The sequence below is a fragment of the Thioclava arctica genome (assembly GCF_040892615.1).
Classification (GTDB): domain Bacteria; phylum Pseudomonadota; class Alphaproteobacteria; order Rhodobacterales; family Rhodobacteraceae; genus Thioclava; species Thioclava arctica.
Window position 1 is genome coordinate 93,456 of sequence record NZ_JBFRYC010000006.1, and the last position, 16,168, is coordinate 109,623.

The following is a 16,168-nucleotide window of genomic DNA, read 5'->3' on the forward strand; positions in this document are numbered from 1 at the left end:
TCATTATCCCTCAGATCAAGTTTTTAGCTTGCGAAGCAATCGCTTCTGCAGTGATGTTGAAGTGATTGTAGAGTGCGGGGGCAGGGGCCGAGGCGCCAAATCCGCGCATCCCGACAAAGCCATCTTCGCGGTCCAGAAACAGATCCCAGCCCTGACGGATCGCCGCCTCGCAGCCCACGCGCGGCGCGGTGCCAAGGATTGTATCGCGATAGGCTTTGTCCTGCGCCTCAAACAATTCAAAACAGGGCGCAGACACCACGGCCGCCTTGATCCCGTCCGCCGCAAGCAGATCAGCCGCCGCAATCGCGATCTCAACCTCCGAGCCGGTGGCGATCAACGTCACATCGCGTTTGGCCGGATCGCGCAGCAGATAAGCCCCGCGCGCAGTCAGGTTCTCGGCCTCGTGCTGGGTGCGCTGCAGCGGCAGGTTTTGCCGCGACGCCACGATCATCACCGGCTTATCCTTTGACATCATGGCGATTTCCCAAGCCTCAGCGGTTTCCACCGCATCTGCCGGGCGCATCACCAACAGGTTTGGAATGGCGCGCAGGCTGGCGAGATGTTCGACGGGTTGGTGGGTCGGGCCATCTTCTCCCAGACCGATGCTGTCATGCGTCATCACATAGGTCACCGGCACGCCCATCAGTGCCGACAGCCGGATCGCAGGGCGGCAGTAATCGGCGAAAGCCATGAAGGTGCCGCCATAGGGTTTCAGCCCGCCATGCAACGCAATCCCGTTCATCGCGGCCGCCATCCCATGTTCGCGGATGCCGTAATGGATGTAGTCACCACTGAAATCTTGCGGCGTAACCGATTGCATTTTCGAGCTTTTCGTGAGGTTCGACCCGGTCAGATCAGCCGAGCCGCCAACCGTGAAGGGCAGGGTGGCATTGACCACTTCCAGCGCCATCTGACTGGCTTTGCGGGTCGCGACATTGGGTTTGTCTTGCGACAGTTTGCGCTTATAGGCCTCGATTGCGCCGGGCAGCGCGCTGGTATCGCAAGGCTCAGTCGCTCGAAATTCAACGCTAAGCCGTTGCTCCCACTCCGCGCGTTTATGCGCTCCGCGTGCGGCGATCTGGTGCCATGAATCATAAATAGATGCAGGAATTTCAAAGGGTTCATAAGCCCAGTTCAGCTGCTTTCGCGCCGCTGCGATCTCGGCATCCCCCAACGGAGCGCCGTGCACATCGTGACTGCCCTGCTTATTCGGCGCGCCAAATCCGATGATCGTGCGACAGGCGATTAACGAGGGGCGCGGATCAAGGCGAGCTGCCTCAATCGCCTCGGCAATGGCGTTCATGTCATGGCCGTCACAAGCGCTGACATGCCAGCCCGCCGCGGCGAAACGCGCCTGCTGATCGGTCGAGGTGGACAGGTTGGTATCACCGTCAATGGTGATCGCGTTGTCGTCCCACATCACAACCAGCTTGCCCAGTCCAAGATGCCCGGCAAGATCAATCGCCTCGTGGCTGATGCCCTCCATCAGGCAGCCGTCACCGGCAATCACATAAGTGAAATGATCAACACTATCATCGCCATAGCGCGCATTCTTCATCTTTTCTGCTAGCGCCATGCCCACGGCGGTCGCAATTCCCTGACCCAAGGGGCCTGTGGTCACTTCGATCCCGTCCGCATGGCCGTATTCCGGGTGCCCAGCAGTGCGCGATCCAAGTTGGCGAAAGTTGCGCAGCTGGTCCATGTCCATATCCGCGTAGCCCAGCAGATGATGGATCGCATAAACCAGCATCGAGCCATGTCCCGCAGACAGAACAAAGCGGTCGCGGTCGGGCCATTTCGGCGCAGCGGGATCAATCGACATAAAGCGGTTGAACAGAACGGTGGCGACATCAGCCATGCCCATCGGCATCCCGGGATGACCGGAATTGGCCTTTTGCACCGCATCCATGGCAAGCGCGCGGATGGCGTTCGCCATTTCAGTTTCTTGATTGATTTGAATGTCTTTCATAACGTCCTTCATCCTTCTCAAGCGCGCTTGGCGTCGCGCACCAGGCGCTCGATCAAGGGAGTGAGGATCAGTTGCATCGCCAAATCCTGCTTGTTGCCCGGGATCACGATCGAGTTCGCACGGCTCATCCACGAGCCATGGATCATCGACGTCAGATAAGGGAAATCGATGCCACGCGGATTCTTGAAGCGGATCACCACAAGGCTTTCATCGGGCGTCGGAATCCAGCGCGCGATGAAGGGGTTTGACGTATCCACCACCGGCACACGCTGAAAGTTGATGTCGGTTTCAGAGAATTGCGGCACGATGCAATTCACATAAGAATGCATGCGGCGCAGGATTACATCGGTCACCGCCTCGGTCGAATAGCCGCGCGACGCCCGGTCGCGATGGATTTTCTGCGTCCATTCCAGGTTGATCACCGGCACCACACCGATTTTCAGATCGGCGAGTTGCGCGAGATTGACCTCGTCATTGACCACGCAGCCATGCAGCCCCTCGTAGAACAACAGATCGGAGTCATTCTCAAAATCGTCCCAATCGGTGAAATGTCCCGGCGGGGTGCCATGGGCGGCGGCCTCGGTATCATCATGGATATAGTGGCGCGTCTTTCCTTTGCCGGTCTCGCCATAGTCGCGAAAAACCCGCTCTAGTTCGGCTAACTCATTGGCCTCATACGAGAAATGCGAGAAACCGGGATCGCCAGCATCATAGTGATTTTGCAACTCGGCCTTCATATCGGCGCGGTTAAAGCGGTGAAATGCATCGCCCTCGATCGAGACGGATTTGATCCCCTCGCGGCGAAAGATTTGCTCGAAGGTGGATTTCACGGTCGACGTGCCAGCTCCGGACGAGCCAACGACAGAGATGATCGGGTGTTTCTTGGACATGATTTAGCTCCGGAACAGGCCGCGTTTGTTGAACAGCGCATGCGTTTCGTCGTGCGGCAGATCGTAATAGGCCGCGACTCGGGCGACTTTGGCGCTAGAGCCAAAGACGAAGGGCGTGCGCGCATGCAGGCGATTGGGAATGTTGGACAATATCTGATCGGCGCCATCGGTGGCACCGCCACCAAGCTGGGTCACCAGCAAAGCGATCGGGGCGCATTCATAGACATGGCGCAAGCGACCGCGCGCATAGCCATCGCGATCATCGCCGGGATATAGAAAGACGCCACCGCGGGTGATGATGCGATGCGTTTCCGCCACCAGTGACGCGATCCAGCGCATATTGAAGTTGCGCCCGCGCGGGCCCTCGGCCCCTGCGACCAAATCGTCAATAAAGGCGCGGACTGGCACTGGCCAATGGCGATAGTTCGACGCGTTGATCGCGTATTCCGACGTATCTTGGGGCAGGGGGCGCGGATCGGCCACGCGGGTCCAGGTGTCGCCACCCGGCTCCAGCACCCAATGGTGCACACCGTTGCCAAAGCTCACAACCAGCGCGGTTTGCGGCCCAAAGATGATGTAGCCACCTGCGATCTGCTCAGAGCCCGGGCGCAGAAAACTTGCCTCATGCGTCTCGGCCGCCGGAAAAATTGAGAAGATCGTGCCAATCGAGACGTTCACGTCGATATTGGACGAGCCATCCAACGGATCAATCGCCAGCGCCAGCGAACCGGTGTCAAAATCGACCACATCGTCTTGTTCTTCTGAGGCGTAATGAATGACAGCACTGTCGCGCAGGGCATCCATAAAGGCCTCATCGGCAATCACATCAAGCGCTTTTTGACCATCACCGCCAGCATTGACGCCCGCCGCTTGCGACAGATCTCCTTCAATACCGTTGCGGGCAATCATGTGGGCCAGAGTCGCACCGACCTGCGTCAACCGGGTCATCGTATCGGCCAGTTCGGCAGTCAGGCCGAGGCCTTCGAAACTTACGGACATCGGACCCTCCTCCAAGGTGACGTGCTGCAATGAGGTTAAGATTGCGGAGAAAGGGTTTTTATGAAATTTAAATAATGGGTATAACCTTTTAAGGAATTTTAAAGCAGATGCGGATGAATGCCCTCACGCTAAAGCAATTACGCGCCCTCGATGCGGTGGCAAAAGGAGGGTCTTTGACCGCTGCTGGGGAAAAGCTTGGTTTGACGACCCCGGCAATTCACACGCAAATCAAGGGCTTGGAAGAGGCGCTTCAGATGAAGCTGATTCAGCGTGCCGTTGATGGCGCGGGATCTGAACTGACCGAAGCGGGTCTGGCATTGCGCGAAGCCGCACTGAGAATAGAAGACAGTTTGTCGCAGGCAGAGGCCAATCTGCGCGCGATTCAGCGTGGTCAAGTCGGCCGATTAACGCTTGGTGTGGTCTCAACGGGCAAATATTTCGCGCCGCGACTGGTCAAACTGATGCAACAGGTTCACCCGGAAATCGAGATTGCGCTGAAAGTCGGAAACCGCACTGAGATTCTGCAAGGGCTTGATCGCGGTGCCTTCGACATTGCCGTGATGGGGCGTCCGCCGCGCCAGCCCGAAGTGATCGCGCAGCCCTTGGGCGATCATCCTCATGGGCTTGTCGCGCCGCCCGGACATCCGCTGATTGGACATGCCAACGATCTAGATGCGTTGTTTTCGCAGCGCTTCATCTCGCGCGAGCAAGGCTCGGGGACGCGCATTCTTATGACACGTTGGCTGGACCGTATCGGAGACGGGCGGATTTACGACACGCTTGAGATGGACAGCAACGAGACGATCAAACAAGCCGTGATGGCCGAGCTTGGCGTTGCATTTCTCAGCCTGCATACCGTGACAGATGAGGTGGACACCGGGCGTCTGGTGCTACTGAATGCTCCGGGTCTACCGTTGATGCGCCACTGGTTTCTGGTGCGTCCAGTCAAAGAGCGGCCGCGCGATCTGACATTGCGGATCTGGGATGAAATCATCGGGTTGAGCGGGAAATTCCTGCCAAAACCGATGACGACGTTATAAGCGCAATCTCATAGGAGATTACGCGAAAACAATTGTTTAGCAGGCTCTCTTGATGCGCACAGGTTACATAATACCGATTATAGGATTATTGTGTGCTATAGAAACAGGGCCCGTTCGCCGCCCTGTTTCGGCGCTCACACCTCAGGTGATCACATTAGGCGCCGCGCGCCCCGTGCGGTTTCGGATGCCAACAATGGCTTCGGTCGCTTTGATGATTGGTCCCAGCGCCTCTTGCGGATCGTGGTCAAGCCCGTCTGGCCCCGGTGCGTAGCGTTCCATATAGACGCGCAACGTCGCGCCCTCGGTTCCCGTGCCCGACAAGCGCAGCACCACACGTGAGCCGCCCTCGAACAAGATGCGAAACCCTTGACCCTCAGACACCGACCCATCCACCGGATCGCGATAGGAAAACTCATCGGCGCTTTCCACGATCAGCCCCTCATGGCGCGCCCCTGTCAGCGCCCCAAACCGCGCGCGCAGATCGCCCAGCATCGCCTCGGCCTGATCTACGGGCAGCGCCTCGTAATCATGGCGCGAATAATAGTTGCGCCCGAAATGCGCCCAGTGATCTTGCATAATCTCAGCCACGCTCATCTGGCGTACGGCGAGGATATTGAGCCACATCAGCACCGCCCAAAGCCCGTCCTTTTCGCGCACGTGATCTGAGCCCGTGCCAAAGCTTTCCTCGCCACACAGGCTGACGCGACCGGCATCCATCAGGTTGCCAAAAAACTTCCAACCCGTTGGTGTTTCGTAACAAACCAAGCCCATTTCGGCCGCAACCCGGTCCACCGCCGCCGAGGTCGGCATCGAGCGCGCCACGCCCTTGAGGCCCTTTTTATAGCCCGGAACCAGATGCGCATTCGCCGCCAGCACGGCCAAAGAATCCGAGGGAGAAACGTAAATCCCCGCCCCTAGCACCATGTTGCGATCGCCATCACCATCCGAGGCCGCACCGAAATCTGGCGCGTCATCACCCATCATTTCCGCCATCAATTCATGCGCCCATGTCGGGTTCGGATCGGGGTGCATTCCGCCGAAATCTGGCAGCGGTGTGGCATGGGTGACAGTGCCCGCAGGCGCACCCAAGCGGCGCTCAAAAATCTCGACGGCATAGGGTCCGGTGATCGCGCACATCGAATCCATCCGCATCCGGAATCCTGCTTTAAACATGGCCCGCAACGCGTTGAAATCGAACAGAGTTTCCATCATATCCGCATAGGCTTCGACGGGGTCAACCACCTCGACAACCATCATGCCAAGCTGCGCTTCGCCTACGACAGTCAGGTCGGGATCATCCACATCCAGACAGTGATATTCCGTAATCTCCTGGCTGAGTGCGTAGATCGCCGCCGTCACCGTTTCAGGCGCAGGCCCACCATTCCCCATGTTGTATTTGACGCCGAAATCCTCATCCGGGCCGCCGGGATTGTGGCTCGCCGACAAGATAATCCCGCCCATTGCGCCGCGTGCGCGGATCAGATGCGAAGCCGCCGGGGTCGACAGCCACGCGCCCTGCCCCACGATCACCCGCGCCGCGCCATTGGCCGCGGCCATTTTCAGGATGATGCGCGCGGCCTCGGCCCCGAAATAGCGCCCATCGCCGCCCAGAACCAAGGTCTGGCCCGCAACGCCGCCAATCGCTTCAAAGGTCGCTTGAACGAAATTTTCAAGATAGCGCGGCTGCATAAACACCTTGGTTTTCTTGCGCAAACCAGAGGTGCCGGGCTTTTGACCCTCAAACGGTGATGTGGCGTGGCGAGTCATGCTGGCTCCTGCGATACTGTTTGAACAAAAACTTGTAGCGATTGCGCGCTAAGGCAAGTCTGAGCGCAACACGTCATGGCAACGCTCCCCTCGGGATCGGCGCTATCAAGCACACGCTCCCACGCGCCCTCGGGCAAGCGCGCCTCACAAGGTCCGCCGGCGTTGAAAATCAAATAGGCGGCGCGATCGCCGGCTTCGTGGGCCGGTCCTTCGGCTGCGCCACGAATTTCCACGCCGATGCAGCGCAACTCTCGGCTGCCCCAGTCATCGGGCGTGGGTTCTTGCCCCGAACACAGCCGCCAGATCAAATCGCGCAGCCCGTCTTGCGCGCGGATCAAAGCATGTAAAAACCGACGCTGACGCAGTACAGGATAGGCGTGGCGCAGCGCGATCAGCCGCGCAGTAAACGCAATCAGCGTGCGATCGGCATTGGGCCAGTCAAGCCAACCAATAGGGTTGTCCTGTGCATAGGCATTGTTATTGCCCCCTTGCGAATTGCCAAACTCATCGCCTGCCAACAGCATCGGCACGCCTTGGCCGAGGATCAACGTGGCCAGCAGCGCCCTTTTGCGCGCATCCTGCGCTTCGCGCTCTGGCAGCGCTTCGGAGAAGTTCGCGTTATGGCCGTCGCGATTGCCCTCTCCATTTGCGTCGTTTTGCTTTTCTGTATGGCTGACAAGGTCTTGCAAGGTGAACCCGTCATGTGCGGTGATGAAATTCACCGAGGCACTCGCTGCCCGCCCGTCATGGTCAAACACCTCGGCCGAGCCCGCAACCCGGCGCGCCAGATCGCCCGCCATCGCCTCATCGCCACGCCAAAAGCGGCGCGTATGGTCGCGAAACCGATCATTCCACTCGTTGAACGGATGCGGGAACCAGCCAAGATGATAGCCCCCAGGCCCGATATCCCAAGGCTCTGCGATCAGCTTGACGCACCGCAAAACCGGATCTTGTGCGATCGCGCTGAGAAACGGCGCATGAGCCTCAACCGCACCGCTTGCACCGCGCGCCAAAGTCGCCGCCAGATCAAAGCGAAACCCATCCACGCCCATCTCAAGCACCCAATGGCGCAGGCAATCCATCACAAGGCGCAGCGTCAGAGGCTCGGACAGATCCAGCGTGTTGCCCGTGCCCGTCTCGTTAATATAGGCGCCGCGATCGCTCAGGCGGTAATAGCTGGCATTGTCGATCCCGCGCAGCGACAGCATCGGGCCGCGCGCATCGCCCTCGCCGGTATGGTTGAACACGACGTCAAGGATCACCTCAATCCCTGCACCATGAAAGCGGTGCACCATCGCGCGAAACTCCGCACGCGGGTCGGCCCCGCCATAGCGCGGCTCGGGCGCAAAAAATCCCACCGGCTGATAGCCCCAATAATTGCGCAGCCCTTTTTCGACGAGGAACTTGTCGTCCAGAAAGGCGCAGGTCGGCAGCAGCTCAATCGCGGTAACGCCCAGCCGGTTCAGATGCGCCAGAACCGGATCGCTCGCCAGCCCCGCCCAGGTGCCGCGCAAAGGCTCGGGGATGTCAGGATGCAACATGCTCAGCCCCTTGGGATGGGCCTCATAAATCACGCTATCACGCCAGCGATGCGCGGGGCGTTGCCAATCGGGATGCAACGTTTCGCAGACCACGGATTTTGGCATGACCGGTGCGCTATCACGTTGATCTGGCTTGGATTTCCCCTGCGCCATCGCCGCGTTCCAGATCAGCGGTTGATCAAGCGCGCGCGCATACGGGTCAATCAGCAGCTTGGCGGGGTTAAACCGATGCCCCGACTCGGGCGCCCAATTGCCATGCACGCGATAACCATAGCGCGCCCCTGCCCCAAGCCCCGGCACAAAGCCATGCCAAACCGCACCAGAGCGCCCCGGTAGACGCAACTGCACCTCGCCAGCGTCGGTGAACAGACACAGATCGACCGCCTCAGCATGGCGCGACGCCAGCGCAAAATTGACGCCTTGCTCGCTGAGCGTCGCGCCCAGCTGATCGGCGCAGCCCGTTTCAATCTGCATTGGAAATCAACGTGTCATAAAGCGCCCCGTAGCGGCTGGCCGATTGCGCCCAACCCCAATCCTGCTTCATCGCGCGGCGCACCATCGCCCGCCATTGCGCGCGGTCCTCATAAAGCGCCACCAGCTTGAGCAAGCCTTGCTGCAAAGCCAGCGCATCCACGGGATGGAACACCACGCCGGTCGCGGCCTTGGCGGCCTGCGTTGCCGGGCTCGCACCGATCACCGTATCGGCCAATCCGCCCACCGCCGCCACCACCGGCAAACAACCATAGCGCAGCCCGTAAAGCTGGGTCAGGCCGCAGGGCTCAAAACGCGAAGGCACCAGTACCGCATCGCCGCCACCAAACATGCGATGGCTCAAGGTCTCATCATAGCCGATCTTGACGCCGACCTGACCGGGATAACGCGTGGCGAGATCAAGCATCGCCGCCTCTGCCCAGCGATCCCCCGACCCCAGAACCGCCAAGCCCCCGCCCGCAGCAAGGAACGGTTCAATCGCCGGTGCGATCAGATCAATCCCCTTCTGATCGGTCAACCGGCTGATCAAAATCGCCAGCGGGCCTTTGACATCAAGATTAAATTCGCCCTCTAACGCATTGCGGTTCTTTTCTTTTCCGGTGAGAGAGCCGGACGAGAACGGCTGGATATTAGGGTCGACTTCCGGATCCCAGATCGTAGTGTCGATACCGTTGAGAATGCCGTGCAAATCGCGCGCACGCAGTTGAATCACACCCTCTAGCCCCATGCCAAAGACGGGACGCATCAGCTCATCGGCGTAGCGTGGGCTAACCGTGGTGATCGCATCTGCCGCCATCAACCCGGCCTTCAAGGTCGAAATATCCCCCCAAAATTCAACGCCATCGCGCTCGAAATCGGCGGGCTTTAGCGCCATCGCCGCAAGTTTTTCGCGCGCAAAGCGGCCTTGAAAGGCGATATTGTGCACCGTGATTACCGTGGGAATGCCAGAGTCTCGCAGATACCACGGCACCAAACCGGTCTGCCAATCATGGGCGTGAACGATCTCGGGCTTCCACCCGGCAATGCCTGCGCGTGCGACCTCGGCGGCGACATGGCACAGCGCGGCAAAGCGCTCGGCATTATCCACGAAATCGACTCCGCCGTCAGAATAGGGCCCGCCCGCGCGGTCATAAAGATGGGGCGCATCCAGCGCCAAAACCACCGTTCCGCCCACCTTACCCTGCATCAGTCGTGCCGGCGCTCCATAAAGATCAGGGCTTTTCCAGACCGCTTTCGACGCTTTCAGAGATTTCAGAACGCCGCGATAGGCGGGAATCATAACCCGCATCTCCCAGCCCTGCCCGGCCAGTGCGCCGGGCAACGCGCCCACCACATCGGCCAAGCCCCCGGTCTTGACCAGCGGCACCATTTCAGAGGCCACGGAAAGAACTTTGCGCATCTTGCCCATTTTCATCTGGCCTCAAATACTCTCGGGGGGCGGCGCAAGCCGCGGGGGCAGACAGCCCCCTCCCCGGATCTACCCCAGCACCGCCGCACGTTTGTCCAGCATCGGCTGCGTAATCAGCACAACGCCCCCTTCGGTGCGACGAAACCATTTCTCATCCTCATCAGGATCTTCCCCGACGATCAATCCATGCGGGATTTGCACACCGCGATCAATCACGCAATGGCTAAGCCGCGCATGTCGGCCGATATCGACATAAGGCAGCACAACCGCTTGATCGAGCGCGGAAAAACTATGCGCGCGCACGCCGGTATATAGCAGCGAATGGCGCACCTCGGACCCCGAAACGATGCAATCGCCCGACACCAGCGAGGACACCGCCGAGCCGCGACGCCCGTCTTCATCATGGATGAATTTTGCGGGCGGCACGATCTCGGCATAGGTCCAGATTGGCCATTCATTGTCATAAAGATCCAGCTTGGGCGTGAAATCGGTGAGGTCGATATTGGCCTGCCAGAACGCATCGACCGTGCCGACATCGCGCCAATAGGGTTCGGTCTCCAGCCCCGAGGTCACGCAGCTATCGCTGAACTTATGCGCCATCGCCTTGCCGTTCTTGACGATGTGGGGGATCAGATCGTGGCCGAAATCGTGGCTGGAATTCGTGTCTTCCATATCCCGACGCAGCAAATCACGCAGAAAATCCCAGTTGAAAATATAAATCCCCATCGAGGCGAGACTATGATCGGGATCGTTGGGCATTCCGGGCGGGTTTTCCGGCTTTTCAAGAAACTCCGTCACCTGCCCGCTTTTGTCGATCGCCATCACTCCAAAGGCTGTCGCCTCATCGCGCGGCACGGTCAGGCAGCCGATGGTGACATCGGCACCAGTATCGACATGCTCGCGCAGCATGATCTCATAATCCATCTTGTAGATATGATCTCCGGCCAGAATGACCACAAATTTTACGCCATAATCATCAATAATATCAATATTTTGCGCCACAGCATCAGCCGTTCCGGAATACCATCTGCTATCGGCGACGCGCTGACTTGCGGGCAGGATATCAAGATATTCATTGCGTTCTGCGCGGAAGAAGTTCCAGCCGCGCTGGACGTGGCGGATCAGCGAATGGGCCTTGTATTGCGTCGCAATCGCCATTTTCCGAATGCCGGAATTAAGCGCATTGGAGAGCGCGAAATCAATGATCCGGGTCTTGCCGCCGAAATAGACCGCCGGTTTTGCGCGCCGGTCTGTCAGCTCTTTCAGGCGACTCCCGCGCCCGCCCGCCAGCACAAAGGCCATCGCCTGCGCGCTAAGGCGTGTATTGGGTTGTGGTAGCATTCTCTCCCCTCCCTGAAAGCACTCAACCGGGCGTGAACATCACGACTGAGAGCGGCGGCAAATACACTTCTGCGCTGTGATCGCGGTTCGAATGGGGCTGATCCTGAGCGGTGATATAGCCCAGATTGCCCCAGTTCTCGCCGCCGTAATGCGCGGAATTCGTGTTGAGCAGCTCGACCCACTCGCCGCTCTGCGGCAGGCCGATGCGATAGGTGCGATCCATCGGCGTCAGGTTGGCAACCACCACGACGGGGGGCGCTCCGGGGGCGCGGCGCTCAAACACAAAGACCGAGTTTTCGGCGTCATCCGCCTCTATCCAGGCAAATCCCTGCGGGTCGCAATCCCCCCAATGCAGCGCGGGCGTTTCGCGATAAAGCCGGTTGAGATCGCGCACCAGATTGCGCAGGCCCGCATGATTTGGATCATCAAGCAAATACCAATCCAGCTCGCGCTCATGGCTCCATTCCGACCATTGGCCGAATTCCTGCCCCATGAACAACAACTTCTTACCTGGATGCGCCCATTGGAACGCGTAAAAGGCCCGCAGATTGGCGTATTTCTCGGCCTCATTGCCCGGCATTTTGCCCAGCATAGAACCCTTGCCATGCACCACCTCATCATGGCTGATCGGAAGGATGAAGTTTTCACTGTAAGTATATGAAGATGCGAAGGTAAGTTCATTGTGGTGGAACTTTCGATGCACCGGCTCGCGCGCGAAATAGCGCAGAGTGTCGTTCATCCAGCCCATATTCCACTTATAGCCAAAGCCAAGCCCGCCCTCATGCACGGGGCGCGTGACACCGGGAAAGGCTGTGCTTTCCTCGGCCACGGTCATGATCCCCTCGGCCCCGCCATAAGAGGCCGCATTCATCGCCTTGAGGAACTCGATCGCCTCAAGGTTTTCGCGCCCGCCATCCTTGTTGGGCACCCATTCACCGGGCTCGCGGGAGTAATCACGATACAGCATCGAGGCCACCGCATCCACGCGCAGCCCGTCCAGGTGATATTCCTCAAGCCAGAACAAGGCGTTAGCGAGCAAGAAGTTCGAAACCTCGCGCCGCCCGTAATTATAGATCAGGGTGTTCCAGTCCTGATGAAACCCCTCTTTGGGATCGGCATGTTCATAAAGTGCCGTGCCATCGAATTTCTGCAACCCATGGGCATCGGTCGGGAAATGGCCGGGCACCCAATCAAGGATCACCCCGACACCCCGGCGATGCGCGGCGTCCACCAGTTCAGCGAATTCTTCGGGGCGGCCATGGCGGATCGTGGGCGCATACAGCCCGATCGGCTGATAGCCCCAAGACCCGTCAAAGGGAAATTCGGTGATCGGTAGCAGCTCGATATGGGTGAACCCCATGTCACAGACGTAATCGATCAGCTTTTCGGCCAACTCATGATAACTAAGCGGCCTGCCCCCCTCATCCCAGATCCGCACCCAACTCCCCAGATGCACCTCGTAGATTGAGATCGGCGCGTGGCGTTCATGGCGTGCGGCGCGTTGCTTGATCCAGGCGCCGTCGCCAAAATGATGCAGCCCCAGCTTGCGAACGACCGAGGCCTGCGCGGGCGGGTGCTCGGCCCCAAAGCCCAGCGGATCGGATTTCAGCGGCAGTAACCGCCCCTCTGTATCGAGCAACTCGTATTTATACAGCGCCCCTTCATGCAGTCCGGGAATGAAAATTTCCCAAACCCCGGTCTTTCCAAGACGGCGCATTTGATGACGCCGCCCGTCCCAAAAATTGAAATCCCCGACGACCGAAACGCGGCGCGCATTGGGTGCCCAAAGCGCGAAATGCACCCCCTCGACACCGCAATGGGTGATGGTATGCGCGCCCAGCTTTTCCCAAAGCCGCTTATGCGTGCCCTCGCCGATCAGATATTCGTCGATTTCCCCCAGAACGGGCGGGAAGCTGTAGGGATCGTCGAAATCCCATGTTGCCATGTCATTGCTGGCGCGCAGGCGATAGGGACCGCTGCTCCAGCTTGTGGCAAAGACATCGGGCAAGATCTGGGCCAGTTCTTCTTCGTGCTTGCCCAAGGCCCAGACCCGCGTAGCACCGGGCACGAAGGCGACCAATTGTCCATCATGCACCCCCAAAACCGAAAACGGATCAGGATGGAGCCCCTCAGTCAAGGCTTCGGCGGTCGCACGATCAATCAGCGCCATATCGCTCCTTCGCCGGGGCGCGAACGATCGCCTAAAGGGCAGATTTCGCGTTCCAGATATCTTTCATATAGCCCGCAATCGCCCGGTCCGATGAGAAAAACCCCATGCGCGCCGTATTGAGGGCAGCCATCTTTGCCCAGCTTGCGCGATCACCAAAGGCCACGTCCACTTCTTTCTGAGACGACCGGTAGGCTTCGAAGTCCGAGGCAACGAGGAAGTAGTCGCTATTCCACATATTATGAACCAGATCGTGATAGCGTTCCGGCTCATCCTTGGAAAAGCGCCCCTCGGCAATCATCTGCAATACGTCCTGCAAAAGCGGGCTGTCCAGAATGGCGTGGCGGGCATGTTCGGGGTCGCGGCGACGCTCTATCACCTCATCGGCGGTCAGGCCAAAGAGGAAAAAGTTCTCCGCCCCCACCTGTTCCCGAATTTCCACGTTTGCGCCATCCAGCGTGCCAATGGTGAGCGCCCCGTTGAGCGCGAATTTCATATTCCCCGTGCCCGAGGCTTCCTTGCCCGCGGTCGAGATCTGTTCCGACAGATCCGCCGCCGGGATCAAGCGCTCCGCCATCGAGACGTTGTAATTGGCCGGATAAACGATTTTGAGGCGATCCCCGATCAGCGGGTCATTGTTGATCACCTCGGCCGCGTCCTTGATCAGACGGATGATCTGCTTGGCCGCAAAATAACCCGGCGCTGCCTTGCCGCCGAAAATCTTGACGCGCGGTTGATAGTCGACCTGCGGGTTCTCGCGCATCTCGTGCCATTCGCCGATAGTCTGCAAGATGTTCATTAACTGCCGCTTATATTCATGCAACCGTTTGACCTGAATGTCGAAAATTGCATCCGGGTTGACCGTGATCCCTTCGCTTTGCGCGATCCAGGCGGCCAGATGTTCCTTGTTGGTGCGTTTGGCGGCCATGAATTTATCGAGAAACGCGGAGTCCTCGATAAAGGGTTCCAACTCGCGCAGCCGGTCCAGATCGCCCTCCCAGCCCTCGCCAATCGTGTCGATGATCAGATGCGACAGCGCGGGGTTGGCCATGCGCAGCCAACGGCGCGGCGTGATGCCGTTGGTCTGGTTGATGATGCGTCCGGGATGCAGTTTATTAAGCTCGGGAAACAGGTTTTTCTTGATCAGCTCGGTGTGTAGCGCCGACACCCCGTTCACCTTATGCGAGGTGATAAAGGCCAGCTCACCCATCCGCACCTCTTGGTGTTTGACGATGCCCACATAATGGGGCCGATTGGGATGGTTGCGCCGATGCCAGCTATCAATCTTTTCAATGATTTGCATATGGCGCGGCAGCACAGTGCCCATCAGATAGGTCGCCCAATGTTCCAGAGCCTCGGGCAGCAAGGTATGGTTGGTATATCCCAGACATTGAACGGTGATTTCAATGGCTTGTGTAAACTCCATCCCATGCTCATCGCAGAGCAGTCGGATCAGTTCCGGCCCGGCAATCGCGGGATGGGTGTCGTTCATCTGGATCGCGACATGCTCGGGCAGATCGGTAAGCCCCAAGCCCGCGGCAAGATGGCGGCGCAGGATGTCTTGCAGCGCGGCGGCGGTCAGGAAGTATTCCTGCTTGAGGCGCAATTCCTTGCCCGCAAAGGTCGTATCATCAGGATAAAGTACCCGGCTAAGCGTGCGCGCAAGCGCCTCGGGCTCGGCGGCAGCGGCATAATCGCCATGATTGAACCGCGCTAGGTCGAACATCTCGGTGGGCTTAGCCGACCAGAGCCGCAACGTATTGGCCCATTTGCCCTCCCAGCCGATCACCGGCATGTCATAGGCCTCGGCCAGCACTGTTTCGCCGGGCACCCAATGGGTCTTGCCATCCACCGTTTCGACATGGCCCTTGAAGCCAATCACATAGGCGCTTTCGGGGCGTTCGAACTCCCAAGGGTGGCGCTGTTTGAGCCAATCTTCGGGCGTCTCAACCTGCTGGCCACCCTCAAAGCGCTGCTTGAACAGACCGTGCTCGTAGCGGATGCCATAGCCATAGCCCGGGCACCCAAGGCTCGCCATGCTTTCCATATAGCACGCCGCCAGTCGCCCCAACCCACCATTGCCAAGCGCCGCATCGGGTTCGTTTTCAATGACCTCATACCAATCCAGCCCCAAGCCCTCGATCGCGCTGCGACAGGTTGCGCGCAGGCCCAGATTGATCGCGGCATCTTCAAGCATCCGCCCGATCAAAAACTCCATCGACAGGTAATAGACGCGCTTGCGGCCCTGCTCCCAAGTTTTACGCGTCGCGGCAAACCAGGGCGCAACCACCCGGTCGCGCAGCGCCAAGCTCAACGCCATACGCCAGTCATACACCGAAGCATGATCTGCATCCTTGCCCATCGAATAGGTCAGATGATGCAAAATCTCGTCGCGTATGGTTTCAACGCTGGGCATTTGGCTGTCATTCACGGGCGCAATCTCCGAAAGCTTGATCTCGATTGATTGATGGACATCGCCCCCAATAAGGTCAAGCGAGCGGAGTAAAACAACGCTATAGCGGTTGCCGTTTGCGCTAACAAATCTAAACTTGGT

Annotated in this window: 10 protein-coding genes; 1 reads left to right on the forward strand and 9 read right to left on the reverse strand. The window is 58.9% G+C overall.

Annotation, left to right across the window (positions count from 1 at the left end):
* Window positions 1-10 precede the first annotated feature (10 nt).
* The 3 genes from tkt to AB4874_RS11675 are packed head-to-tail and all read right to left on the reverse strand — an operon-like array spanning window position 11 to window position 3,858.
* Window positions 11-1,969, reverse strand: a complete 1,959-nt coding sequence (gene tkt / locus AB4874_RS11665) for a transketolase (protein ID WP_368392111.1) — start codon at window positions 1,967-1,969, stop codon at window positions 11-13.
* 17 nt (window positions 1,970-1,986) lie between these two features.
* Entirely contained in the window at window positions 1,987-2,859 is an 873-nt protein-coding gene (locus tag AB4874_RS11670; RefSeq protein WP_295537397.1) for a phosphoribulokinase, read from the reverse strand.
* 3 nt (window positions 2,860-2,862) lie between these two features.
* Window positions 2,863-3,858, reverse strand: a complete 996-nt coding sequence (locus AB4874_RS11675; protein ID WP_368392112.1) for a class 1 fructose-bisphosphatase — start codon at window positions 3,856-3,858, stop codon at window positions 2,863-2,865.
* Between the two features lie 113 nt (window positions 3,859-3,971).
* Here AB4874_RS11675 and cbbR point away from each other — a divergent pair, with 113 nt between their 5' ends.
* Complete coding sequence (gene cbbR, locus AB4874_RS11680; protein ID WP_295537401.1) at window positions 3,972-4,898, forward strand: LysR family regulator CbbR; 927 nt, start codon at window positions 3,972-3,974, stop codon at window positions 4,896-4,898.
* Between the two features lie 141 nt (window positions 4,899-5,039).
* On the opposite strand, the gene AB4874_RS11685 is transcribed toward cbbR, so the two are convergent.
* The 6 genes from AB4874_RS11685 to AB4874_RS11710 form a co-directional block, all read right to left on the reverse strand.
* Window positions 5,040-6,665, reverse strand: a complete 1,626-nt coding sequence (locus AB4874_RS11685; RefSeq protein ID WP_368392113.1) for an alpha-D-glucose phosphate-specific phosphoglucomutase — start codon at window positions 6,663-6,665, stop codon at window positions 5,040-5,042.
* Window positions 6,662-8,680: a glycogen debranching protein GlgX gene (gene glgX, locus AB4874_RS11690; RefSeq protein ID WP_368392114.1), complete on the reverse strand. Its 2,019-nt coding sequence runs from the start codon at window positions 8,678-8,680 to the stop codon at window positions 6,662-6,664. Before glgX ends, AB4874_RS11685 begins: the two co-directional genes overlap by 4 nt.
* Entirely contained in the window at window positions 8,670-10,097 is a 1,428-nt protein-coding gene (glgA, locus tag AB4874_RS11695) for a glycogen synthase GlgA (RefSeq protein WP_368392115.1), read from the reverse strand. Before glgA ends, glgX begins: the two co-directional genes overlap by 11 nt.
* A 78-nt stretch (window positions 10,098-10,175) precedes the next feature.
* The gene (gene glgC / locus AB4874_RS11700) at window positions 10,176-11,447 is read right to left on the reverse strand and encodes a glucose-1-phosphate adenylyltransferase (protein WP_368392116.1); all 1,272 of its coding nucleotides are present in this window, start codon (window positions 11,445-11,447) and stop codon (window positions 10,176-10,178) included.
* A gap of 22 nt (window positions 11,448-11,469) precedes the next feature.
* On the reverse strand, window positions 11,470-13,617 hold the full coding sequence (glgB, locus tag AB4874_RS11705) for a 1,4-alpha-glucan branching protein GlgB (protein WP_368392117.1): 2,148 nt from the start codon (window positions 13,615-13,617) through the stop codon (window positions 11,470-11,472).
* Between the two features lie 31 nt (window positions 13,618-13,648).
* Entirely contained in the window at window positions 13,649-16,030 is a 2,382-nt protein-coding gene (locus AB4874_RS11710) for a glycogen/starch/alpha-glucan phosphorylase (RefSeq protein WP_368392118.1), read from the reverse strand.
* Between the last annotated feature and the right edge of the window lie 138 nt (window positions 16,031-16,168).

What these genes read in the sequence shown, in the direction of transcription:
- AB4874_RS11685 (WP_368392113.1), bottom strand. Translation starts at nt 6,665, where the DNA reads ATGACTCGCCACGCCACATCACCGTTTGAGGGTCAAAAGCCCGGCACC.
- AB4874_RS11670 (WP_295537397.1), bottom strand. Translation starts at nt 2,859, where the DNA reads ATGTCCAAGAAACACCCGATCATCTCTGTCGTTGGCTCGTCCGGAGCT.
- glgX (WP_368392114.1), bottom strand. Translation starts at nt 8,680, where the DNA reads ATGCAGATTGAAACGGGCTGCGCCGATCAGCTGGGCGCGACGCTCAGC.
- glgC (WP_368392116.1), bottom strand. Translation starts at nt 11,447, where the DNA reads ATGCTACCACAACCCAATACACGCCTTAGCGCGCAGGCGATGGCCTTT.
- AB4874_RS11675 (WP_368392112.1), bottom strand. Translation starts at nt 3,858, where the DNA reads ATGTCCGTAAGTTTCGAAGGCCTCGGCCTGACTGCCGAACTGGCCGAT.
- cbbR (WP_295537401.1), top strand. Translation starts at nt 3,972, where the DNA reads ATGAATGCCCTCACGCTAAAGCAATTACGCGCCCTCGATGCGGTGGCA.
- tkt (WP_368392111.1), bottom strand. Translation starts at nt 1,969, where the DNA reads ATGAAAGACATTCAAATCAATCAAGAAACTGAAATGGCGAACGCCATC.
- AB4874_RS11710 (WP_368392118.1), bottom strand. Translation starts at nt 16,030, where the DNA reads ATGCCCAGCGTTGAAACCATACGCGACGAGATTTTGCATCATCTGACC.
- glgA (WP_368392115.1), bottom strand. Translation starts at nt 10,097, where the DNA reads ATGCGCAAAGTTCTTTCCGTGGCCTCTGAAATGGTGCCGCTGGTCAAG.
- glgB (WP_368392117.1), bottom strand. Translation starts at nt 13,617, where the DNA reads ATGGCGCTGATTGATCGTGCGACCGCCGAAGCCTTGACTGAGGGGCTC.